This window comes from Micromonospora sp. DT43 (genome assembly GCF_049841645.1).
Classification (GTDB): Bacteria; Actinomycetota; Actinomycetes; order Mycobacteriales; family Micromonosporaceae; genus Micromonospora.
In genome coordinates, this window is the sequence record NZ_JBNCKR010000001.1 from 1 (window position 1) to 23,353 (window position 23,353).

The 23,353-nt window shown below is 71.9% G+C and carries 18 protein-coding genes and 1 rRNA gene; 10 read left to right on the plus strand and 9 right to left on the minus strand.

Going from position 1 to position 23,353, the window contains the following annotated elements; all coding sequences use genetic code 11:
- A 5S ribosomal RNA gene (gene rrf, locus ACLQ26_RS00005) occupies positions 1–71 on the plus strand; the annotation flags it as partial.
- Between the two features lie 93 nt (positions 72–164).
- Here rrf and ACLQ26_RS00010 read toward each other — a convergent pair.
- The gene (locus ACLQ26_RS00010) at positions 165–851 is read right to left on the minus strand and encodes a hypothetical protein (protein WP_425742490.1); all 687 of its coding nucleotides are present in this window, start codon (positions 849–851) and stop codon (positions 165–167) included.
- Between the two features lie 69 nt (positions 852–920).
- On the opposite strand from ACLQ26_RS00010, the gene ACLQ26_RS00015 reads away from it, so the two are divergent.
- From ACLQ26_RS00015 to ACLQ26_RS00025, 3 genes are read left to right on the plus strand one after another with little or no spacing between them, the layout of a single operon-like run.
- Positions 921–3,539, plus strand: a complete 2,619-nt coding sequence (locus ACLQ26_RS00015; protein WP_425742491.1) for a valine--tRNA ligase — start codon at positions 921–923, stop codon at positions 3,537–3,539.
- Positions 3,536–4,870, plus strand: coding sequence for a bifunctional folylpolyglutamate synthase/dihydrofolate synthase (locus ACLQ26_RS00020; RefSeq protein ID WP_425742493.1), 1,335 nt, complete (start codon positions 3,536–3,538; stop codon positions 4,868–4,870). Before ACLQ26_RS00015 ends, ACLQ26_RS00020 begins: the two co-directional genes overlap by 4 nt.
- Positions 4,867–5,286, plus strand: coding sequence for a DUF4233 domain-containing protein (locus ACLQ26_RS00025; RefSeq protein ID WP_425742494.1), 420 nt, complete (start codon positions 4,867–4,869; stop codon positions 5,284–5,286). Before ACLQ26_RS00020 ends, ACLQ26_RS00025 begins: the two co-directional genes overlap by 4 nt.
- A gap of 18 nt (positions 5,287–5,304) precedes the next feature.
- Here ACLQ26_RS00025 and ACLQ26_RS00030 read toward each other — a convergent pair whose 3' ends face one another.
- Positions 5,305–6,840: a VOC family protein gene (locus ACLQ26_RS00030; protein ID WP_425742495.1), complete on the minus strand. Its 1,536-nt coding sequence runs from the start codon at positions 6,838–6,840 to the stop codon at positions 5,305–5,307.
- A gap of 142 nt (positions 6,841–6,982) precedes the next feature.
- Between ACLQ26_RS00030 and ndk the strand changes: the two genes are divergently transcribed.
- Positions 6,983–7,408 carry a nucleoside-diphosphate kinase gene (ndk, locus tag ACLQ26_RS00035; RefSeq protein ID WP_354862410.1) on the plus strand — a complete coding sequence of 142 codons (426 nt, stop codon included), beginning with the start codon at positions 6,983–6,985 and terminating at the stop codon, positions 7,406–7,408.
- A 12-nt stretch (positions 7,409–7,420) separates the two neighbouring features.
- On the opposite strand, the gene sigJ is transcribed toward ndk, so the two are convergent.
- Positions 7,421–8,296, minus strand: coding sequence for an RNA polymerase sigma factor SigJ (sigJ, locus tag ACLQ26_RS00040; RefSeq protein WP_425742496.1), 876 nt, complete (start codon positions 8,294–8,296; stop codon positions 7,421–7,423).
- A complete protein-coding gene (locus tag ACLQ26_RS00045; protein ID WP_425742497.1) occupies positions 8,293–8,736 on the minus strand; it encodes a carboxymuconolactone decarboxylase family protein in 444 nt (147 codons plus the stop codon). Before ACLQ26_RS00045 ends, sigJ begins: the two co-directional genes overlap by 4 nt.
- 186 nt (positions 8,737–8,922) lie before the next feature.
- Between ACLQ26_RS00045 and ACLQ26_RS00050 the strand changes: the two genes are divergently transcribed.
- Positions 8,923–10,473 carry an alkaline phosphatase D family protein gene (locus ACLQ26_RS00050; protein WP_425742498.1) on the plus strand — a complete coding sequence of 517 codons (1,551 nt, stop codon included), beginning with the start codon at positions 8,923–8,925 and terminating at the stop codon, positions 10,471–10,473.
- A 120-nt stretch (positions 10,474–10,593) separates the two neighbouring features.
- Here the strand turns inward: ACLQ26_RS00050 and ACLQ26_RS00055 are convergent, their stop codons facing one another.
- Genes ACLQ26_RS00055 through ACLQ26_RS00070 form a run of 4 tightly spaced genes read right to left on the minus strand, consistent with a single transcriptional unit; the run spans position 10,594 to position 14,252 of the window.
- Positions 10,594–11,382: an ABC transporter permease gene (locus ACLQ26_RS00055; protein WP_425742499.1), complete on the minus strand. Its 789-nt coding sequence runs from the start codon at positions 11,380–11,382 to the stop codon at positions 10,594–10,596.
- A 10-nt stretch (positions 11,383–11,392) separates the two neighbouring features.
- Positions 11,393–12,166, minus strand: coding sequence for an ABC transporter permease (locus ACLQ26_RS00060; RefSeq protein ID WP_425742500.1), 774 nt, complete (start codon positions 12,164–12,166; stop codon positions 11,393–11,395).
- Entirely contained in the window at positions 12,163–13,173 is a 1,011-nt protein-coding gene (locus ACLQ26_RS00065) for an ATP-binding cassette domain-containing protein (protein ID WP_425742501.1), read from the minus strand. Before ACLQ26_RS00065 ends, ACLQ26_RS00060 begins: the two co-directional genes overlap by 4 nt.
- A gap of 59 nt (positions 13,174–13,232) precedes the next feature.
- A complete protein-coding gene (locus tag ACLQ26_RS00070) occupies positions 13,233–14,252 on the minus strand; it encodes an ArsR family transcriptional regulator (RefSeq protein ID WP_425742502.1) in 1,020 nt (339 codons plus the stop codon).
- Positions 14,253–14,563: 311 nt separating this feature from the next.
- Between ACLQ26_RS00070 and ileS the strand changes: the two genes are divergently transcribed.
- Both ileS and ACLQ26_RS00080 read left to right on the plus strand, forming a co-directional pair.
- Positions 14,564–17,710 (plus strand): isoleucine--tRNA ligase, encoded by a 3,147-nt coding sequence (gene ileS, locus ACLQ26_RS00075; protein WP_425742503.1) that lies wholly within the window; start codon positions 14,564–14,566, stop codon positions 17,708–17,710.
- Between the two features lie 96 nt (positions 17,711–17,806).
- Entirely contained in the window at positions 17,807–18,496 is a 690-nt protein-coding gene (locus tag ACLQ26_RS00080) for a lysophospholipid acyltransferase family protein (RefSeq protein ID WP_363689328.1), read from the plus strand.
- A 315-nt stretch (positions 18,497–18,811) separates the two neighbouring features.
- Here the strand turns inward: ACLQ26_RS00080 and ACLQ26_RS00085 are convergent, their stop codons facing one another.
- Entirely contained in the window at positions 18,812–20,305 is a 1,494-nt protein-coding gene (locus ACLQ26_RS00085) for a hypothetical protein (protein ID WP_425742504.1), read from the minus strand.
- A 155-nt stretch (positions 20,306–20,460) separates the two neighbouring features.
- Here ACLQ26_RS00085 and ACLQ26_RS00090 point away from each other — a divergent pair, with 155 nt between their 5' ends.
- On the plus strand, positions 20,461–22,437 hold the full coding sequence (locus tag ACLQ26_RS00090) for a TIGR03960 family B12-binding radical SAM protein (RefSeq protein ID WP_425742506.1): 1,977 nt from the start codon (positions 20,461–20,463) through the stop codon (positions 22,435–22,437).
- Positions 22,438–22,505: 68 nt separating this feature from the next.
- Complete coding sequence (locus ACLQ26_RS00095; RefSeq protein WP_425743117.1) at positions 22,506–23,225, plus strand: TIGR03936 family radical SAM-associated protein; 720 nt, start codon at positions 22,506–22,508, stop codon at positions 23,223–23,225.
- The last annotated feature ends 128 nt before the right edge of the window (positions 23,226–23,353 follow it).

Sequence of the window (23,353 nt, forward strand, 5' to 3'; positions counted from 1 at the left end):
CGGAAGCTAAGCCCTCCAGCGCCGATGGTACTGCACTCGTGAGGGTGTGGGAGAGTAGGACACCGCCGGACAATCTTTCAGAAAAGCCCACCCCTCTCGGGGTGGGCTTTTCTGCGTTCGCCGTCTGCTACGTGGCCGCGCGGTTCCGGCGGCCGGACGGGAGATCAGTCGCGGGTCTGCATGTCCCCGCGAAGGTCGCGGAACAGGGTGCCGGCGTCGGTCACCGACCTACCGGGGAACATCGCCATCACGACGCTGCCGTGGTCCGCCCAGCCGCACACCGCGAAGTCGCCGCCGTCGCCGCTGGTGCTGCCGCACTTCATGACGCCACCCAGGTCACCCGCGGGCACCTCGCGGAGGCCTGTCACTGCCCCGGTCTCGTCGGACATCAGGCCGAAGAGGCTGTCCAGGTCACGCTCGGGCTGCCAGAGCAGCGTGGTGCCACCGAAGATCAGCACCGAGCGCTTGTCGTCCGTGGGATCGCGGTAGACGGTGCCGAAACTGCGGTCCAGCTCGATGTCGGCGGCCAGGCCGCTGCGCAGATAGTCAGCCGTGCTCTTGGCCCGCTCGCTGTCGTCCCGGGTCAACCCCGCCACCTGGTCGGGCGAACTCAGCCGGGTGTCCTTCTGCTGCGCCACGCGCCACCCGCCGACCCCCAGCACACTCGCACCCGCGAGACCGACGGCCAGCGCGACCGTCCAGCCGATCTTGCGGCGCCGGGACCAGCCGCCGGACCGCTCGTCGGGGTCGCCCCCGGTGTCCCGGGTGCTCAGCTGGATCGGCTCCTCGGTCAGCTCGACCGGCTCGCGACTGTCGGCGAACGAACGTTGGGTGAGATGTGCGTCGGACATAGCCGACACCGTACGCGAACGACAGGTGGCGCACGTCAGGTCCGCGGAAGCCCTCCGTAGACTTGTCAGGTGACCGAGAGACTGGATGCCCGACGCCCCGACGCCCCGACCCTTGCCGGCCAGTATCAGCCCGGCGAGGTAGAGCAGCGACGGTACGAGCAGTGGGTAGCCGCTGGGCACTTCCGGGCCTCCGCCGACAGCGACAAGCCCCCCTTCACCATCGTGATCCCCCCGCCGAACGTCACCGGCTCGCTGCACATGGGCCACGCGTTCGAGCACACGCTCATGGACGCGTTGACCCGGCGCAAGCGGATGCAGGGCTTCGAGGCGTTGTGGCTGCCCGGCATGGACCATGCCGGCATCGCCACCCAGAACCTGGTCGAGCGTCAGCTCGCCGCCGAGGGGCTCTCCCGCCACGATCTCGGCCGGGAGAAGTTCGTCGAGCGGGTCTGGCAGTGGAAGGCCGAGTCCGGTGGCGCCATCCTCGGCCAGATGCGCCGCCTCGGTGACTCCGTCGACTGGGACCGGGAGCGTTTCACGATGGACGCGGGGCTGACCCGCGCCGTCCAGACGATCTTCAAGAAGCTCTTCGACGACGGTCTCATCTACCGGGCCAACCGGATCATCAACTGGTGTCCGCGCTGCCTCACCGCGCTCTCCGACATCGAGGTCGAGCACACCGACGACGACGGTGAGCTGATCTCCATCCGCTACAGCGACGAGGTGGTGGTGGCCACCACCCGGGCCGAGACGATGCTCGGCGACACCGCCGTGGCGGTGCACCCCGACGACGAGCGCTACCAGCACCTGATCGGCACCGAGGTCGAGCTGCCGTTGACCGGCCGCCGGATCCCGATCGTCGCCGACGCGCACGTCGACCCGAGCTTCGGCACCGGCATGGTCAAGGTGACGCCGGCCCACGACCCGAACGACTTCGAGATCGGCCAGCGCCACGACCTGCCCGCGCTGACAGTGATGGACGAGCGCGGCGTGATCACCGTGCCCGGTCCCTTCGAGGGGTTGGACCGGTTCGAGGCGCGGCCGGCGATCGTGGCCGCGCTGCGCGAGCAGGGCCGGATCGTCGCCGAGAAGCGCCCTTACGTGCACGCGGTCGGGCACTGCTCCCGCTGCAAGACGACAGTCGAGCCGCGGCTGTCGCTGCAGTGGTTCGTCAACACCGCCCCGCTCGCGCAGGCCGCCGGCGACGCGGTCCGCGACGGCCGGGTTCGCATCGAGCCGGCCGAGTTGGCCAAGCGCTACTTCGCCTGGGTCGACAACATGCACGACTGGTGCATCTCCCGCCAGCTGTGGTGGGGGCACCGCATCCCGGTCTGGTACGGCCCGGCGGGCGAGATCGTCTGCGTCGGCCCCGACGAGGAGGCGCCGACCGGCGAGGGCTGGCACCAGGACGAGGACGTCCTGGACACGTGGTTCTCCAGCGGCCTGTGGCCGTTCTCCACCCTCGGGTGGCCCGAGCAGACACCGGACCTGGCGAAGTTCTATCCGACCAGCGTGCTGGTCACCGGGTACGACATCCTGTTCTTCTGGGTCGCCCGGATGATGATGTTCGGCCTCTACGCGATGGACGGCCGGCCGCCCTTCGACGTGGTCGCGCTGCACGGCATGGTGCGCGACCAGTTCGGCAAGAAGATGTCGAAGTCGTTCGGCAACGTGGTCGACCCGCTGGACTGGATCGACAGGTACGGCGCCGACGCCACCCGGTTCACCCTGGCGCGGGGCGCGAACCCCGGCCAGGACGTCCCGGTCAGCGAGGAGTGGTGCCAGGGTTCGCGCAACTTCTGCAACAAGCTCTGGAACGCCACCCGGTTCGCCCTGATGAACGGCGCGCACACCACTGGTGACCTGCCGCCCGTCGAGCAGCTCTCCACCGTCGACAGGTGGATCCTGTCCCGGTTGGCGCACGTCACCGCCGAGGTCGACGAGCAGTTCGAGGCGTACGAGTTCGCCAAGGTGTGCGACCTGCTCTACCACTTCGCCTGGGACGACGTCTGCGACTGGTACGTGGAGCTGAGCAAGCCGGTGCTCGCCGAGGGCGGCGAGCGCGCCGACGCCAGCCGGCGGGTGCTCGGGCACGTGCTCGACCAACTGCTGCGGCTGCTGCACCCGGTCATCCCGTTCGTCACCGAGGAGCTGTGGGTCGCGCTGACCGGCGGCGAGACGGTGCAGGCCGCGGCCTGGCCGGTGGCCGACCGGTCGCTCGTCGACGACGCCGCCGAGGCCGAGCTGGCCGGTGTGCAGCGGGTCGTCACCGAGATCCGCCGGTTCCGTTCCGACCAGGGGCTGCGCCCGACGCAGCGGGTGGCCGCCCGCCTGGACGGGCTGGCCGGGGCCGGCATCGCGGCCCACGAGCCGCTGATCCGGTCGCTGGTGCGGCTGGACGCGGCCGGCGACGACTTCCAGGCCAGCGCCACGCTGGCCATGCCCGGTGCGGTGGGTGTCGCGTTGGACACCCGGGGGTCGATCGACGTGGCCGCCGAGCGGGCCCGGCTGACGAAGGACCGCGCGGCGGCCGAGAAGGAGATCGCGCAGGCACGGGCGAAGCTCGACAACCCTGCCTTCATCGGCAAGGCCCCCGAGCCGGTCGTCGCGAAGATCCGCGAACGGCTCGCCACCGCCGAGGCCGACCTGGTCCGGATCACCGCTGCTCTGGAGACACTGCCCTCGTGACCGACCGTACCGATTTCGCCGCCGCCGAAGCCGAGCTGAACGCCCGCGGTTTCACTCGCATGGTCTTCGAGCTGGACCGTATCGAGTCACTGCTCGACCTGCTGGGCAGCCCGCAGCGGGCGTACCCGTCGATCCACCTGACCGGCACCAATGGCAAGACCTCCACCGCGCGGATGATCGACTCGCTGCTGCGGGCGTTCGGGCTGCACACCGGCCGGTACACGAGCCCGCACCTGGAGACCGTGCGGGAGCGGATCAGCCTGGACGGCGAGCCGGTGAGCGAGGAGCGGTTCGCCACTGTGTACGGGGAGATCAAGCCGCTGGCGGAGCTGGTCGACGCGCGGTCGGACGAGCCGCTGACGTACTTCGACATGACCACCGCGCTGGCGTTCGCCACGTTCGCCGACGCGCCTGTCGACATCGCTGTGGTCGAGGTGGGGCTCGGCGGCGCCGAGGACGCCACGAACGTCATCCAGGCCGGGGTCTGCGTGATCACCCCGATCGGCCTCGACCACACCGAGTGGCTCGGCGACACCCTCCAGGACATCGCGCTGGCCAAGGCCGGCATCATCCACCCGGGCGCCACGGTGATCGCCGCGGCGCAGGAGGAGGAGGCCGCGCGTCCCCTCCTCGAACGCTGCGCCGAGGTTGGCGCCACCATCGCCCGGGAGGGTGGTGAGTTCGGTGTCCTGAGCCGGGCGGTCGCCGTCGGCGGGCAGGTGCTCAAACTGCAGGGCCTCGGCGGCGTCTACGACGACGTGTTCCTCCCGCTGCACGGCGCGCACCAGGCGCAGAACGCCGCTGTGGCGCTCGCCGCGGTGGAGGCGTTCCTCGGTGCCGGGGCCCGCCGGCAGCTGGACGTCGAGGCGGTCCGGGAGGGCTTCGCCATGGCCAGCTCCCCGGGGCGGCTGGAGCGGGTCCGCAATGCGCCGACCGTCCTGCTCGACGGCGCGCACAACCCGCACGGCATGGCCGCGACAGTCACCGCCCTGCAGGAGGAGTTCGCGTTCAGCAAGTTGGTGGCGCTGATCGGCGTGCTCGCCGACAAGGACGCGAGCAGCCTGTTGGAGCTGCTGGAGCCGGTGGCCGACGTCGTGGTGGTCACCCGCAACAGCTCGCCGCGGGCGATGCCGACGAAGGAACTCGCCGCGCTCGCCGCCGAGATCTTCGGCGAGGAGCGCGTCGAGGTGGCCGAGGAGATGCCGGACGCGATCGAGCTTGCGGTCGCGCTTGCCGAGGAGGACGTCCCGGGCGAGCTCAGCGGCGTCGGGGTCCTGGTGACCGGATCGGTGGTCACGGTGGCCGACGCACGCCGGCTGTTCAAGCGATGACAGGCCCGGAACAGGACCCGCACGCCACGACGGACCCCGCCGAGACCCCGGCGGGGGAGCCGGGGGCCGGACCGACGCGGCGGTCCGGGCTGCGCAACCCCGAGCGGGCGGTACGCGGCCTGGGCGCGGGGACGCTCAGCCTGGAGGCGCTGGTGCTGCTGCTGGCCATCCAGCCGATCCGGGTGGTCGGTGGCGACCTCGGCGGAGCCGCGATCGCGGCGGTGGTGGCCCTGGCGGTGGCCGCCGTCGTACTCGCCGGGACGATGCGCCGCCCCTGGGCCTGGCACGCCGGCACCGTGCTGCAGGGCCTGCTGATCCTGGCTGGTCTGCTGCACTGGTCGCTGTTCGTGCTGGGCATCATCTTCGCCCTGGTGTGGGCGTACGCCCTGCACGTCCGCCGGGTCATCCTCGGCTGACGGTCCGACCGGGTCGGGTCAGGCGTCGGCCCGTTCGCGCCACTGGGTGAGGGCGATGCCGTGGCCGTCCGGGTCCCGGAAGGCCGCCGCCCACACCTCCAGCCTGCTGCCCCGGTTGACCACCCGGGGCGCGTACGTGAAACGGACGCCGGAGTCGCGCAGCCGGCCGTACGCCGCCTCGATGTCGTCCACCTCCAGGTTGACGTGCACCAGCCGGCGGCTGATCGGCGCCGCCCCGGTCACCTCGCGCAGCACCAGCCGGGTCGTGCCGGAGGCGAGCACGGCATTGCCGGCGCCCTGGTCGACCTCGGTGAAGCCGAGCATGTCGCGGTAGAAGCCGAGCGATCGGGACAGGTCGGTGACCAGCAGGGTCAGGCCGACACCGCTGATCGGGCCGGCCGGATCAGCCGCGGACGCGCCGTCGTACCCGAAGATCGCCTCGTCCAGGTCCTCGGCGGTGACGGTCTCGCGGGCCGTCCCGGTCGGGGTCGGATCGTCCAGTGGCAGGTCCAGCGGGTCCAGTGGGTCCATGGCGACCGGGCCGGTGCGCTGCGCCGGAGGTGGGTCGACGCGCGGCGCGGCGGGCGGGTCGAGGTGGTCCTCGGCGGTCGCGGGCCGGTCGTCGGGCCCCGGTACGAAGCGGTCGCCTGGTCGGTCGTCGGTCGGGGCGAGCGGGTCCGGGCCGGACTGGTCGAAGTGCTCCTCCGCCGGTGGGCGCGGCGCGGGGGTGGCCCGTCGGGGCAGCCCCGGACCGGTCTGTGGCTCGACGACGACGCCTTCGAGCACCACCGGGCCGCCCGGGCTCTGGCTCATCACCACAGGCTCGCGCTCGTCGGGCGCGACAGCCGGGTCGTCGCGTAGCGGGTCCGGGCCGCGCGGGTCGCGGAACACGTCGGGGCCGCGCGGGTCGCGGAACGGGTCACCGTCGCGGGCGTCCCGGAACACCTCACCACCACGCGGCTCGCGGAATCCCTCGCTGTCGCGCGGATCCCGGTAGTCGTCGGAGAAATCGTCGTCCGCCGCGCGGTCCGCCCACGGCGGGGCGTCCTGCTGGATGAGAACGTCGTCCACGGCCTCGATGTCGCCGAACTCCGGTGGCAGGTCGCCGACGGCCGCGGCGGTCTCGGCGTGGGTGGGCACCTCGTCCCAGAGGACCTTGACGTGCCGCTGGTCGTCAAGCGCGACCCGGATCGGCAGGGTCTGACCCAGCGACGGCCACTTGGAGACCGGCACCCGTGGCTCGATGATCTTCTTGGATCGGGGCGGCAGACCGGGCGCGTCGATGACCAGTTGCAGCTCACACCGGCCGAACGCGTACTGGGTGGGTGGCTCGGAGGCGCTGTGCACGTGCGCCACGCCGACCACCCAGGTGCGCCCGCCGCCGCGCACGGTGGCCAGCGCGATCGCCAGCACCAGCAGGGCGACCCCGAGCGCCACGATGGCCCAGCTGGTCATCCCCAGCCCGAAGAGGACGACGAAGGTGGCCACGGTGCCGAGCACCGTGCCGATGAGCTTGCGTACCGGCGCGATGGGCCGGTTCCCGCCATTCGCCACAGTGGACCTCCCGGGGGTCAGGGCCAGGCTAGGCCGGATCGGCCACCGGGGGAAAGACCGGCCGCCGCGCCGGCGCCGGGACCGGGTCGCTAGGCTGACCGTACCGAGCCCAAGCGTTCTGCGCGTACAGGAGGAACCCAGCGTGTCCAGCAACAGCCCGGATGAGCGCAGCCTCGTGCTGATCAAGCCCGACGCGGTCCGCCGCGGCCTGGTCGGCGAGGTCCTCTCCCGCTTCGAGCGCAAGGGGCTGCGGATCGACGCGATGGTGCACCGGACGATGGACGCGGCGCTCGCCGACGCGCACTACGCCGAGCACGTCGACAAGGCGTTCTACCCACCGCTGAAGGACTTCATGACCGGCGGCCCGCTTGTCGCCCTGGTGCTCTCCGGTGACCAGGTCATCGACGTGGTCCGCGGGTTGGTCGGCGCGACCGACGGCCGCAGGGCCGCCGCCGGTACGATCCGGGGTGACCTGTCGCTGTCCAACCGGGAGAACCTGGTGCACGCCTCCGACTCGACGGACAGCGCCAAGCGCGAGATCGGGCTCTGGTTCCCCGAGCTGAGCTGACGGTGTCGGGTTTCAGACGACCGGCGGCAGCTTCTCCGGGTTGCCCACGACGTAGACGCCTGTGATCCGACCGTCGGCGGCGGTGACGGTCATCGTGTAGCGGCCGCCGTCCGCGCGGGTCAGCAGGATGGCGGGTTCGCCGTTCAACTCCAGCCGACGCGCCGTCCACTCGCGGCGTGGGCCGTAGACCCCGGCGTAGAACCGGACGACCCGGTCCGCGCCCCGCAGCGGGTTGCGGGCGGAACGCACCCGACCGCCGCCGTCGTTCCACGCCGTCACGTCCGCGGCCACCAGGCTGGTGAGCGTCGCCAGGTCCCCGTTTCGGGCGGCGGCGAGGAACGCGTCCAGCAGCCGCTCACGCTCCGCCCGGCTGGCGGTGAAGCGACGGCGCTCCTGGTGTACGCGCGTGGTCGCCCGGTGGTGCAGCTGCCGGCAGTCCTCGGGGGTGCGGTCCAGGATCTCCGCGATCTCGGCGTACGGCAGGTCGAAAGCGGTGCGCAGGACGTACACCGCGCGCTCCGGCGGGGTGAGCCGTTCCAGCACGTGCAGCAGGGCGGTGGACAGCGAGTCGCGCAGTTCCGCGCGATCCAGCGGCCCGAACGGCGAGGGCTCGGTCGGCACCGGCTCGGGCAGCCACGGCCCGACGTACGTCTCGCGGGCCTTCTGCCGGGCCCGTAGGCGGTCCAGCGCCAGCCGCGTGACCACTCGGGACAGGTAGCGGCGCGGCTCGGTCACTGTTGCCCGGTCCACGCCCAGCCACCGCAGGTACGCCTCCTGGAGCACGTCCTCCGCGTCGTGCCGGCTGCCGAGCAGGCGGTACGCGAGCCCGAGCAGCATCGGCCGGTGCGCCTGGAGCGCACCGGCCGCCTCTGCCGCCTCGGTCGTCACACCTGCGCCGGGGGCTCCGTGTGCGTCGTCACGGCGATGCGATTCCACACGTTGATTGTGGCGATCGCGAGGACCAGATCGGCAAGTTCCTTCTCCGACCAGACCTTCGCGGCGGCGTCCCACACCTCGTCCGACACGCCGTGCTCGCCGAGCCGGGTCACCGCGTCGGTGAGCGCCAGCGCGGTCTGCTCCCGCTCGTCGAAGAGCGACAGTGCCTCCCGCCAGGCGGACACGGCGAACAGTCGCCGGCTCGACTCGCCGGCGGCGAGGGCGTCGCGGCTGTGCATGTCCACGCAGTACGCGCAGCCGTTCAGCATCGACGCCCGCAGCTTGACCAGCTCCAGCACGGTGTGGTCGACGTTCGCCTGGACGTACTTCTCCAGACCCGACACCGCCTGGTATCCCTGCGGCGCGACCTCGAAGAGCCTCATTCGTTGCATGACCAACTCCCTGTTCGATCCGACACCGCTACGACGCGGGAACCGGGGCGGGCCGTGACAGCCGCGGCGGTGACCCCGGTCACGCCGTCCGGACAACCGGCGTTCGGACCCCTGTCACGCGGACCGTCGAGCACGGCCATCTCCGCCCGATAGACCGACGGGGTCAACCCATGACCGGGAGGAAGCATGACCGAGCTTGATCGACGTACCCTGCTGCGTGCCGGCCTGGTGGCCGGGGCCGGAGTCGCCGGCGGCGCGCTGCTGGGCGGCGCCGGCGCGAAGGCCGCTCCGGCCTGGCGCCCAGCGGGACGCCCCGTGCTCACCCACGGTGTGCAGAGCGGCGACGTGACAGCCGACTCGGCGCTGGTCTGGACGCGGGCCGACCGCCCGGGCCGGATGCTTGTCGAGGTGAGCCGGCGGCCCGACTTCCGGGGCGCGCGGCAGCTGCGTGGCCCGGTGGTCGGCCCGAGCACGGACTTCACCGGCAAGGTGCGGCTGCGGGGCCTACCGGACGCCGAGCGGCTGCACTACCGGGTCCGGGTGGAGAGCCTGGAGCGGCACGGTGTGGTCAGCGAGCCGCTGACCGGGTCGCTGACCACCGCGCCGGGCCGGCACCGGCGGCGCGACGTGACGTTCGTCTGGACCGGCGACATCGTCGGGCAGGGCTGGGGGATCGACAGCAACTTCGGCGGACTGTCGATCTTCCGGGCGATGCGGGAGACGCGCCCGGACTTCTACCTGTGCAGCGGCGACACCGTGTACGCCGACGGCCCGCTTGTCGAGTCGGTGACGCTGCCCGACGGGCGGATCTGGCGCAACCTGGTGACCCCGGAGAAGAGCAAGGTCGCCGAGACGCTCACCGAGTACCGGGGACAGTTCGCCTACAACCTGCTCGACGCGCACCTGCGGGAGTTCGCCGCGGCGGTGCCGCAGATCAACCAGTGGGACGACCACGAGGTCCTCAACAACTGGTACCCGGGGGAGATCCTGGACGACCCGCGCTACACCGAGCGGCGGGTCGACGTGCTCGCCGCGCGGGCCGCTCAGGCGTTCCACGAGTGGCTTCCGGTGCCGGACGACGGGCCGCTGTACCGGCGGATTCCGTACGGGCCGCTGCTGGACGTGTTCGTGCTCGACATGCGGACCCACAAGGACCCCAACGACGGCAACACGTACGCCGACCCGAAGCGCGGTCTGCTCGGCCGCGAGCAGCGGGAGTGGCTGATCCGGGAGCTGAAGCGCTCCACGGCGACCTGGAAGGTGATCGCCAACGACCTGCCGATCGGGGTGGTGGTGCCGGACGGGCCGGGCACGCAGGAGGGTGTCGCGCAGGGCGACCCGGGGGCGCCGCTCGGCCGTGAGCTGGAGTTCGCCGAGGTGCTGCGGGCCACCCACCGGGCCGGCGTGACAGGCATGGTCTTCCTCACCGCCGACGTGCACTACTCGGCCGCGCACCACTACGACCCGGCACGCGCGGCGGTCGGCGACTTCACGCCGTTCTGGGAGTTCGTGTCCGGGCCCGCGCACGCCGGCGCGTTCGGCCCGAACGCGCTGGACGGCACATTCGGCCCGCAGGCGGTCTTCGTGCACGCCCCGCCGCGGGCCAACACGTCGCCGGCCGAGGGCTTCCAGCACTTCGGCGAGGTGTCCATCGACGGCGAGTCGGCGGCACTGACGGTCCACCTGCGCGACCGCGACGGCGCCTCCCTCTGGAACACCACCCTCCCGGCCCCGTAACCCCACCCCCTCCGGTCGATCATGAAGTTGTTGTCACGACACGCCGCTGTGACGGGCAATAACTTCATGATCACCGGGGCGGGGCGGGGCGGGGCGGGGCGGGGGGTGGGGGGTAGAGGGTTAGAGGGTTTCTAGGGAGGCTCGGCGGCGGGATTCGGCTTCGAAGACCTTGAGCAGGGCGGCGGCCAGGATCGCGTACCCGACGCCGATGGCCAGTTCGGCGGCGAGCTGGGGCGCGGCGGCCCGGAAACCCTCGCCGGCGACAAGCCGGCGGGCCGCCTCGGCCGCGTGGGTGATCGGCAGCAGCTCGCCGGTGACCCGCATCCAGGCCGGCAGCCCGGCGGCGGGCACGTTCACCCCGGTGAGCAGGAGCAGCAGGGCCACCGCCACGTTGGAGACCAGCCAGACGTCGCGGAACCGCAGCCCAATCGCACCAAGCGTCAGGCCGAAGAACCCGCAGGCCAACGCCGCCACCGCCAGGGTGAGCAGCAACCCCGGCAGCGCGTCGACGGGCACCCGCAGGCCCAGCAGCAGCGACGCCGCGGTAAGCGTGGTCACCGCGATCAGCAGCCCGTTGCCGGCGTACGGCAGGACCCGACCGAGGAACACCGCGGTGCGGCTGCGGGGAGACAGCAGTACGTGCCCGAGGGTCCCGAAGCGTCGTTCGTTGGAGACGGCCATGGTGCCGCCGAACACGCAGGCCAGCGAGGCCGCCAGCACGGCGTTGCCGGTGATGTAGAAACCGTCGTCGGCGACGCCGAGCTGTCGTCCCAGGTAGGCGAAGAAGAGCAGTTGGAACAGCGGGCCGACGAGCAGCGTGCCGACGAACATCGCCGGGGTGGTCCAGTTGAACAGGGCCCGGTAGGCGATCACGCCACCGGTGCCGATCAGGCGCAGCAGTGCGGTCATCGTCGCCTCCTCAGGCCAGGGCCAGGGTGGCCGCCGCGCGGGCCCGCCGCTCGACGTGGGTCATCATGAGCGCGCCGACTGCCAGGCAGGCCAGGCTGATCGCCAGGCAGATGCCGAGCGAGGGCCAGACCGGCCCGCTGCCGGTGGCCGCCTCCCGGACCGCCCGCGCTCCCCACGTGGTGGGCAGCACGGCGCCTATCGGGCCGGTCCAGCCGGGCAGGGCGGTGATCGGGATGAGCATCCCGGAGACCAGCCAGATCGGGTACTCAAGCGTGTTGGTGAGCGCGTTGGCGTTGCGCAGCAGCACGAACGTCGAGGCGAGCAGCAGGCCGAACATGCCGAGCCCGACGATGCAGCCGGGCACCGCCACCGCGAACGCCAGCGGATCGGCGAAGGTCAGCGGGATGCCGTACAGCAGGCGACCCCAGGCCAGCGTGGCGAGCATGGCGTACGTGCCGGTGAGCGCGGTCGCGAGTGTGATCGGCAGCACCACCAGGGCCGGCGGCCGGGGCGCCAACATGATCATCTCCAGGGTGCCCTGCCAGCGCTGGTTCTGGATGGCGCCACCCGAGCCGAACAGCACCGACGACCAGATGCCCATCAGCCCCGCCCCGACCGCGGCCTCCAGCAGCCGACCCGGCTCACCGCCGGCCCGGAACAGGTAGACGGCAAGGGTCGCCTGCACCACTGGAATGATCAACGCGGTGGCGATCTCGAACGGCGAGCGGCTGAGCTGCTTGGTGTGCAGCAGCGCGCCGACGGCGATCATGCGCAGCGTCCTCACACCCCCACCGCCTCGGCGGGCGTGGCCTGAGCGTCGACGCGGTTGACGATCGCCACGTACGCGTCCTCCAGAGTGGGTTGTCGGGCCGTGACCCGACCCAGCCGCACCCCCTCCAGCGCCCGCAGCACGTCCGCCTGCACGTCCACCCCCGCGTCGGACTGCACGGTCAGCACCTGCGCCGCGCCCGCGACGACGACGCTCGCCTCACGGACCCCCGGCAGAGCGTGGATGGCGGCGAGCTGCGCGTCGCCCACCCCGTACGCCTCCACCTCCAGCACCTGCCGGCCGTCGGCGTGGTGCCGCAACTCGGCCGGAGTGCCGAGGGCCTGGATCGTGCCGTTCGCGATCACGGCGATCCGGCCGCACAGCTCGTCGGCCTCGGCCATGTAGTGGGTGGTGAGCAGCACTGTGGTGCCGGTGGCGGCGAGGTCGGCCACGGTTTGCCGCAGTTCCCGGGCCGCCACCGGGTCCACCCCGATCGACGGCTCGTCGAGGAACAGGACACTCGGCCGGTGCAGCAGGCCCCGGGCGATGTGCAGCCGCTGCCGCATGCCCCGCGAGTAGCCCTCCACCCTGTCGTTCTCCCGGCCGGTCAGCCGGACCAGCTCGAACAGTTCGGCGATCCGCCGCTTCTGCTCACGCCCCGGCACGCCGTACAGCTCGGCGAAGTAGCGCAGGTTGTCCCGCGCGGAGAGCCTGTCGTACAGGCCGCGGTCGCCGCCGAAGACGTACCCGATCCGCCGGCGTACCTCCCGGGTCTGCCGGACCACGTCGAACCCGCAGACCCGGGCCTCGCCGGCGGTCGGGATGAGCAGCGTGTTCAGCAGCTTGATGGTCGTCGTCTTACCAGCGCCGTTCGGCCCGAGCAGGCCGAACAGCTCCCCGTTGCCGACCGTCAGGTCGACGCCGCGGACCGCCTGGACCTCCCGGCGCTGGGGTCGTAACCACCCGGTACGGCTGCGGTACGTGCGGCGCAGCCCGACCGCCTCGATCGCGTGTTCGCTCATCCCCGGAGGCTAGGAGTGGCCGGGGCGGCTGGGAAACGAATTCGGGCCGGGCCGAATCCTCAGGCCGAGGCGGACGTCGGCCCGTCGCCGACGAGCTGTACCAGGGCCACGCCGGCCGGCTCCAGGCCGTACAGCACCCGACGGCCGACGCGGCGGCGATGCACCACACCGGCGGTGAGCAGCGCGGAGAGCTGCTCCGAGACGGTGCTCGGTGCCAGTCCCAGGGTCGCGGCGAGACCGGCAGTGGTCGCCGGCCGGGTCAACGCCCGCAGCACCTGGGCCCGGCCCCGGCCGACAAGCACCGCCAACCGGTCGGTGGTCGGCGCGGCCCGAGACGCCGAAGCCGGCGCGCCCTCGGCGAGCAGCACCGCCCCGCGTGCCTGGTAGGAGACGGCGAGGATCTCCGGATGATCGGTGGAGCAGGCGAGCGCGCCCCGCGAGAAGATCAGCGGAACGAGCAGCAGTCGCTGGTTCACGGCCTCGAAGTGCTGCTCCAACGGCTTCCTGAGCGTCAGCACCGGCTTGTCCCAGCGCACGCGCTCGTGCAGGTCGGCCAGCAGCGCGTCCGGGCCGTCCGCGGCGAGCGCCCGCGCCCGGTGCAGCACCTCCTCGTCCAGCGCCGCCCGCATCGCCGGCCACCACGGGGCTATGGCCGCGTCCCAGTACGCCTCGATGCCGTCGGCGAGCCGGTCCAGGGCGGCCCGCCGGTCCGTCACGAAGGGGTGCAGCCACTCGGGCACGTCGTCCGGGCGGTGGTAGCGGGGGATCTGCTCGGCGATGACCTCGGCCGGCGTCGCGCGCAGCTCGGCGAGCTGCTCGCCCAGCGTCGGCGCGGCGGACGTGGGGACCGGGCTGAGGAAGTCCGGTGCCCGCGAGCCGATGGCCAGCAGCCGGACCGGTGCGACCGCCGGCACCTCGGCGAGGACCCGCCGGGCGTGCCGCGCCCAACCGGTGTACGGCCAGGGCGCCTCGCCCGGATTGCGCTTGAGCACGTACAGGCTCGTCATCACCTCCCACAGCGGGCTGGTGGCGATCCGGGTGCGGGCCAGCGTCGGCTCGTCCAAACTGATCCGGATCACCCGGCCAGCCTAGGCCCGCGTGCGCCATTACTCGGCGGCGCGGCGGTGGGCGGGTCGAGTATCGTTGAGCACCGTAAGGCGATGACCCGGCCATCACCGGTGAGCCTCCGGAAGAACAGCCGGGCAACCGGCCCAGTAGAACCGGACGGGTGCGGCCCGTCACAGCCGGCAAATGAGCGGGCGGTCGATCCTGACCGCCAAGCGGGGTGGTACCGCGGACCACCCGGGAGCGCCGTTTTTCCAGGCGTACCCCGGACGGTTCGTCCTCGCAGACCCACGTTGAGTGAGCTGCATGAGGAGAGCGACCCCCGATGGCCTATCCGTTGCACGACCCGACCGCCGCCGGTGTCCCGGCGAGCCCGGACCTGCCCGCGGTCGAGCGCCGGGTGCTGGAGCACTGGACGGCCGACAAGACCTTCGAGGCGTCCGTCGAGGCCCGCCCGGCCGGTGACGACGGCAAGAACGAGTACGTCTTCTACGACGGCCCGCCGTTCGCCAACGGCCTGCCGCACTACGGCCACCTCTTCACCGGCTACGTCAAGGACGTGGTGCCGCGCTACCAGACCATGCGCGGCCGGCACGTCGAGCGGCGCTTCGGCTGGGACTGCCACGGCCTGCCCGCCGAGGTGGTGGCCGAGAAGCAGCTCGGCATCACCAGTAAGGCGGAGATCATCGACCTGGGCGTGGCCCGCTTCAACGAGGCCTGCCGCACCTCGGTGCTGGAGTTCACCCAGGACTGGGAGCGGTACATCAACCGGCAGGCCCGCTGGGTCGACTTCGCCAACGACTACAAGACCCTCGACCTGGACTACATGGAAAGCGTCATGTGGGCCTTCAAGACCCTGCACGACAAGGGTCTGATCTACGAGGGTTTCCGGGTGCTGGCGTACTGCTGGCGCTGCGAGACGCCGCTGTCGAACACCGAGACCCGGATGGACGACGTCTACCGGGACCGGCACGACCCCACCCTGTCGGTGTGGTTCGGCCTGACCGCCGACGAATCCGCCCCGGATCTGGTGCGCGGGCCGGTCCGGCTGGGCGTCTGGACGACCACGCCGTGGACCCTGCCGTCGAACCTGGCGCTCGCCGTCGGCCCGGACATCGAGTACGCGGTGCTGGAGAAGGACGGGGACCGTTACGTGGTCGGCGCGGCGCGGCTGGCCGCGTACGCCAAGGAGCTGGACGGGTACGAGCAGGTCGGCACGGTGTACGGCCGTGACCTGGTCGGACGCCGCTACACGCCGCTGTTCGACTTCCTCGTCGAGCAGGCCGGGGAGAACGCGTACCAGGTGCTCGGCGCGGAGTTCGTCACCACCGAGGACGGCACCGGGATCGTGCACCTCGCCCCGGCGTTCGGTGAGGACGACCAGAACGTCTGCAACGCCGCAGGCATCCCCACCATCGTCACCGTCGACGACCACACCCGGTTCACCGCGCTCGTCCCGCCGTACCAGGGTGAGCAGGTCTTCGACGTCAACAAGCCGGTGATCCGGGAGCTGAAGGAGCGGGGGGTGGTGCTCAAGCAGGACACCTACACCCACTCGTACCCGCACTGCTGGCGCTGCGACACCCCGCTCGTCTACAAGGCGGTGTCGTCGTGGTTCGTCGCGGTGACGACGTTCCGGGACCGGATGGTCGAGCTGAACCAGGAGATCAACTGGACGCCCGGCCACATCAAGGACGGCTCGTTCGGCAAGTGGCTGGCCAACGCCCGCGACTGGTCGATCAGCCGCAACCGGTTCTGGGGCTCGCCGATCCCGGTCTGGAAGTCCGACGACCCGAACTACCCGCGCCTCGACGTCTACGGCTCGCTCGCCGACATCGAGCGGGACTTCGGCGTACGCCTCACCGACCTGCACCGGCCGGCGGTGGACGACCTGGTCCGCCCCAACCCGGACGACCCGACAGGTCAGTCGATGATGCGTCGGGTGCCGGAGGTGCTGGACTGCTGGTTCGAGTCCGGGTCGATGCCGTTCGCCCAGGTGCACTACCCGTTCGAGAACGCGGACTGGTTCGAGCACCACTACCCGGGTGACTTCATCGTCGAGTACATCGGGCAGACCCGCGGCTGGTTCTACACGATGCACGTACTGGCCACCGCGCTGTTCGACAGGCCGGCGTTCCGCAACTGCCTGAGCCACGGCATCCTGCTCGGCTCGGACGGGCGCAAGATGTCCAAGAGCCTGCGCAACTACCCGGACGTCTACCACGTCTTCGACTCGTACGGCTCGGACGCGATGCGCTGGATGCTGATGTCGTCGCCGGTGCTGCGCGGCGGGGACATGGCGGTCACCGAGACGCTCATCCGTGACGCCGTCCGGCAGGTGCTGCTGCCGCTGTGGAACGTCTGGTACTTCTTCTCGCTCTACGCCAACGCGGACGGGTACCAGGCGCGGCGGCGCACCGACTCGACGCACCTGCTCGACAGGTACATCCTGGCGAAGACCAACGAGCTGGTGTCGACTGTCGGCGCGCAGATGGACGCGTACGACATCTCCGGCGCCTGCGCCACCGTCCGGTCCTACCTGGACGCGCTCACCAACTGGTACGTGCGCCGCTCGCGGGACCGGTTCTGGTCCGGTGACGCCAACGCGTTCGACACCCTGTCGACAGTGCTGGAGACGCTCTGCCGGGTGGTGGCGCCGCTCGCGCCGCTGACGGCGGAGGAGATCTGGCGTGGGCTGACCGGGGAACGGTCGGTGCACCTGACCGACTGGCCGGAGGCGAGCGAGTTCCCGGCCGACCACGACCTGGTCGCGGCGATGGACAACGTGCGGGCGGTCGCCTCGGCGGCGCTGTCGCTGCGCAAGGCCAAGGGTCTGCGGGTACGGCTGCCGCTGTCGACGCTGACCGTGGCCTCGCCGGCGGCGGAGCAGCTGCGACCGTTCGCCGACCTGATCACCGACGAGGTGAACGTCAAGGCGGTCGAGTTCAGCGCGGAGCTGTCCGCGTACTGCCAGCAGGTCCTGACCGTGGTGCCCCGGGCGCTCGGCCCGCGCGTGGGCAAGCAGGTCCAGCAGGTGATCAAGGCGGTCAAGGCGGGCGACTGGGAGCTTGTCGACGGCGCCCCGGTGGCCGCCGGCGTCACCCTGGCCGAGGGCGAGTACGAGCTGCGTCTCGTCGCGGCCGACGCCGAGCACTCCGCGCCGCTGCCCGGCGGCGAGGGTGTGGTCGTGCTGGACACCGAGGTCACCCCGGAGCTGGCGGCCGAGGGTCTGGCCCGCGACGTGGTGCGGGTGGTGCAGCAGGCTCGCCGCGACGCCGACCTGGACGTGTCGGACCGGATCGTCGTGTCGGTGTCGGCGTCCGAGGAGGTGCGCGCGGCAGTGAGCGCGTACGTCGACTTCGTCGCCGGTGAGGTGCTGGCCGACTCCATCGACTTCGCCGAGGGCCTCGACGGTTTCGCAGGCGAGGTGGGCGAGGGTGAGCGGGTGACGGTCACCGTCCGCCGGTCGTAGAGCGCGGTGCGGACGCCTCGACACCTCCGTCCGGGAGGTGTGGAGGCGTCCGCTACCGTGACACCGCCTGCTCGCACCTCATCTGCCGGAGGACCAGTGCCCCTGCTCTACACCATCGGCAAGCTCACCGTGGCGCCCACGCTGCGGTTGGCGTTCCGCCCGACCGTGGAGGGTCTGGAACACGTGCCGGAGACCGGCGGCGCGATCTTCGCCGGCAACCATCTCTCGGTGGCCGACGAGCTGTTCCTCGGCACGGTGGTCCCCCGGCACCTGGCGTTCTGGGCCAAGTCGGAGTACTTCAAGGGCACCGGTGTGAAGGGCGCGTTCTCGAAGTTCGTCCTCACCGGTCTGGGCGCGATCCCCGTCGAGCGGGCCGGTGGGCGGGCCGCGCTGTCCGCGTTCGACGCCGCCGTTCCGGCGCTGCAGGGCGGCGACCTGGTGGTGGTCTACCCGGAGGGCACCCGCTCCCCGGACGGCAAGCTCTACCGGGGGCGGACCGGCGCCGCCCGGCTGGCGATCTCCGCCGGTGTGCCGATCATCCCGGTCGGCACGATCGGCACGGACAAGGCCCAGCCGATCGGCGCCCGGGTGCCCCGCCCCGGCAGCGCCAAGATCACCGTCCGGTTCGGCAAGCCGCTGGACTTCACCGGTCGCCCGGACGACCGCACCTCGCTGCGCCAGATGACCGACGAGGTGATGAGCGAGATCCAGAAGCTCACCGGCCAGGAGTACGTCCCGCGCTACGCCCCGCCGCGCGCCCACCCGGACCCGACCCGCGACGCCTGACCCCGGGGCTACCGCGTTCGCCGGCGCTCGCGCTCAGCGGTCTTGCGCGGCTGTCGGTGTTGCGCGTGTTTCGGTGCTGCCGTCGGCCTGGGGTTCGCGCTGCCGCGTATCGGGGCCTCCGGCCTCGGCGGCCGAGCTGGCAGGCAATCCGGTCGCAGGCGATATACCTGTGAGTCATAGATATGACTCACAGGTATATGCGTCGAAACCCTGTTGCCCACCTGCGGCGTGACGCTGCGTGATGGGAGCCAGCCAGCCAGCCAGCGCGGCGGCAGGCCAGCTCGGCGGCACGCCAGCGCGGCGCGCGGGTGGGGCTCAGCTCTTGGGCTGGACGATCTGGCTGCGCATGGTGTTCAGCAGGTCGGCGCTGTCGGGGACGGAGAGCCGCGTGAACACCCCGGTGGCGATGCTGCCGTGGTCGACCGAGGTGCACACCACCACGTCACCGTCGGCCGGCCGGCCGATCGCGCAGCGCTCGTGCCGACCTCGCACGCTGGTCTGCACCGTCTCGGGCGCCTCCAGCGCGTAGCGGTCAGTGAGCCGGGCGATCTCCGCATCCGCGTCCGCCTCCGGGTTCAGCCGGAAGCCGGTGCCGCCGAAGACCGTCACCTGCTTGCCGTCGCCCGTGCCGTAGACGCCGGCGAACGTGTCCTCGGCCAGCCAGTGCTCCTGGCGTACCTCGTTCTCCAACTGTCGGGCCGTCGCGGCGCTGCCGTCGTCCTGGCGCAGGCTCAGGTCGACGACCTGCTCGGGCAGGGCGGCGCGGGCCGGGTACTGGGACGAGATCGGTAGGCCGTAGTAGGCGGGGCACCCGCAGCAACAGGCCAGGGTGAGCAGCAGCAGCCACGGCCAGCGACGTCGACGGCGGACCGGGACCGGAACGTACCCCCTGGGGGCGTCCCAGCCCGGTGGTGGCGTGACCGGCGGTGGCGTGGCCGACCGCCGACCCCGCCGCTGCTTCGGTGCCCGAGCCGGCGGCGCCGGCCGCACCGGCGCGGTGGGCCGGGGCGTGCCGTGCTGAGCCGGCAGGGTGGGCCGTGCCGGCGGCACCGGGTGGGCCGGCGGCACCGGGTAGGTCGGTGCCGGGTAGGCGGGCGACGTCGGATAGGCGGGCGCTGCCGGGTGGACGGGCGGCGGCGAGACCGGGTGCGTTCCGACCGGCGGTGCGGGAGGCCCGGACCACTGCCGTGTCGACGGGGGCGCCGGGTAGTCAAGCGTCGGAGGCAGCGGGGGCAGTTCGGCGGAGGGCAGGTCCCAGCCTCCGGTGTCCACCCCGGCCCAGGGATCGACAGGCGTGCGGTGCTCGGGCGGCTGCTCGGGTAGGGGCGGCGGCGGGGTCGGCTCGGCCGACTCACCCCAGGCGCGCCTGCGCGGCAGCGGCGGAGGGACCGGCGCGGACCCGCTCCAGCGGGGCGCGGGTACCACCGTGGGCGCGGCGGGGGAGTCCGCCGACCCGGCCTGGGCCGTCGGCCCCGCCGGGGCCTTGGGCTCCGGGGCTGTGGGGTCGGGCTGGGCCTCGGACGCCGGGGCCGTTGCCGGTTCGGCCGCCGGTTCCTGGGCCGTCGGCTCGGGCTGGGCCGCGGGTTCCTGGGCCGTCGGCTCGGGCTGGGCGGCGGGTTCCTGGGCCGTCGGCTCGGGCTGGGACCGGGCGGTGGGCTCGGCCGTGGGTTCCGGCTGGTCGGGGGTGGCGGGCTGGTCCGGCGGTACGGGTGGGGAGGTCGACTCGTCGGCGACCGCCGGAGCGTCGTCCAGCTCCGGGCCCGGGGTGCGCCCGTCGGCCGGCCGTGCTCCCGGCTGGGGCTCCGGCATCGCGGCAATCTCCTCTCGCGCCGGTCCGAGGTTAGTACCGCGCCGCCACCGCCGCCGCCCGGGCACCGAGGCGGAGCGCGTGAACAGGTGGTCGGTCGGGCGGCATCGTGGCGTGCGCGCGGTCGCCCGCCGGTGGGCGCGTACCCTTGGGCATCATGAGTGCCCCGTCCACGACGCCGCGTGCGGCCGCGACCAATTCCGTGTGGCCCCGGCTCGAACCGCTGCTCCCTCAGGTCTCCAAGCCCATCCAGTACGTCGGCGGTGAGCTCGGTGCGGTGGTCAAGGACTGGGACGCGGCGACTGTGCGCTGGGCGCTGATGTACCCCGACGCGTACGAGGTGGGCCTGCCCAACCAGGGCGTGCAGATCCTCTACGAGGTGCTCAACGAGCTGCCCGACACCCTCGCCGAGCGGACGTACGCGGTCTGGCCCGACCTGGAGAACCTGATGCGCACGCACGGCGTGCCGCAGTTCACGGTCGACGCGCACCGGCCGGTGCGCGATTTCGACGTGTTCGGCATCTCCTTCTCCACCGAGCTGGGCTACACCAACATGCTCACCGCGATCGACCTGGCCGGCATTCCGATGCTGGCCGCCGATCGCACCGACGCCGACCCGGTGATCGTGGCCGGTGGGCACGCCGCCTTCAACCCGGAGCCGATCGCCGACTTCATCGACGCCGCAGTGCTCGGCGACGGTGAGGAGGCCGTCCTGGAGATCACCGCGATCGTCCGGGAGTGGAAGGCCGAAGGCGCCCCGGGTGGCCGCGACGAGCTGCTGCTGCGGCTGGCCCGCACCGAGAGCGTGTACGTGCCGCGCTTCTACGACGTCGACTACCTCCCGGACGGCCGGATCCAGCGGGTCGTGCCGAACCGGGCGGACGTGCCGTTCCGTGTGCACAAGCGCACGACGATGGACCTGGACGCGTGGCCGTACCCGAAGAAGCCTCTCGTTCCGCTGGCCGAGACGGTGCATGAGCGGTACGCGGTGGAGATCTTCCGGGGCTGCACCCGGGGCTGCCGGTTCTGCCAGGCCGGCATGATCACCCGTCCGGTGCGTGAGCGGTCGATCACCACGGTCGCGCAGATGGTCCGCGAGGGCCTGGAGTTCTCCGGCTTCAACGAGGTGGGTCTGCTGTCGCTCTCCTCGGCGGACCACTCCGAGATCGGCGACATGTGCTCGGGCCTGGCCCAGCAGTACGAAGGCACGAACGTGTCGCTGTCGCTGCCGTCGACCCGGGTGGACGCCTTCAACATCGACCTCGCGCAGGAGCTGTCCCGCAACGGGCGGCGTACCGGCCTGACCTTCGCCCCGGAGGGCGGGTCGGAGCGGATTCGCAAGGTCATCAACAAGATGGTGTCGAAGGAAGACCTGATCCGCACGGTCGTCACGGCGTACACCAACGGCTGGCGGCAGGTGAAGCTCTACTTCATGTGCGGCCTGCCCACCGAGACCGACGAGGACGTCCTCGAGATCGCCGAGATGGCGCACGAGGTGATCAGGGCCGGTCGGGCCGCCACCGGCTCCAAGGACATCCGCTGCACGGTCTCCATCGGCGGTTTCGTGCCGAAGCCGCACACCCCGTTCCAGTGGGCCGCGATGGACCGTCCGGAGGTCATCGACCACCGGCTCAAGATCCTCAAGCAGGCCATCAACTCGGACCGCTCGCTGGGTCGGGCCATCGGCTACCGCTACCACGACGGCGAGCCGTCGCTGATCGAGGGCCTGCTCTCCCGGGGCGACCGCCGGGTCGGCTCGGTGATCCGCAAGGTGTGGGAGAACGGCGGTCGGTTCGACGGGTGGAGCGAGCACTTCTCCTACCAGCGCTGGGTGGACGCGGCGGCCGAGACGCTGCCAGCGTTCGGGGTGGACCTCGACTGGTACACCACCCGGCAGCGCGAGGAGCTGGAGGTCCTTCCCTGGGACCACCTGGACTCGGGCCTGGACAAGGACTGGCTCTGGCAGGACTGGCAGGACTCGTTCAGCGAGTTCGAGCAGGACGACTGCCGGTGGACCCCGTGCTTCGACTGCGGTGTCTGTCCCTCGATGGACACCGAGATCCAGATCGGCCCCACCGGCAAGAAGCTCCTGCCGCTGACGCCGATCAAGGGCCTCAAAACCCCCACCGTCTGAGGAGCGAGACGATCAGTAAGAAAAACCAGCCGGAGGGCGGGCAGGCACCTGTCGTTCAGCGCGCCCGCATCCGGTACGCCAAGCGCGGGCCGCTGCGGTTCACCTCGCACCGGGACTTCGCCCGGGCGTTCGAGCGTGCGCTGCGGCGTGCCGCCGTACCGATCGCGTTCTCCCAGGGCTTCACCCCGCACCCGAAGATCTCCTACGCCAGCGCCGCGCCCACCGGGGTGGCGAGCGAGGCGGAGTACCTGGAGATCGGCCTCCAGGCGCCTGTCGAGCCGGAGGCGCTGCGCGCCGCGCTGGACGCCGCGCTCTCACCCGGGCTGGACGTACTGGAGGTGGTGATCGCCGACGGTGGCAGCCTGGCGGACCGGATCGAGGCGTCGCACTGGCACATCGAGTTGCCCGAGGTCGACACGGCGACGCTGCGCGCCGCCGTGGACGCCTTCACCGCCGCCGACGAGGTGCTTGTCGAGCGGATGACCAAGCAGGGGCGACGCACCTTCGACGCCCGTGCGGCAGTCATGTCGATCGATGTCCTGTCCCCGACGCAGACGCCTTCCGGGGCGCCGGCCGTACCGTGTGCGATACTCGAACTGGTCGTGCGGCAGGTCACCCCGTCCGTACGGCCCGATGACGTCCTTTCCGGCCTCCGCGTGGTGGCCGACCTGGAGCCGCCGGTCTCGCCGAGGGTGACCCGGCTGGCTCAGGGCACGCTGACCGCGCAGGGTGCGATCGTGGATCCGTTGGATGCGGACCGCGGCGGGGCAGCCATCGTTGGGCACTGACCGACGGTCAGCGCTCTTGCAGGCAGACTTCGGCGGTCGCGCACCACGCGCGCCCGGCGGAAACACTTTTGCGGCGACCCTGCGTGGCAGCGCTCACCCGCGCCCGGGGCAGCCAGAACTGGAGAACG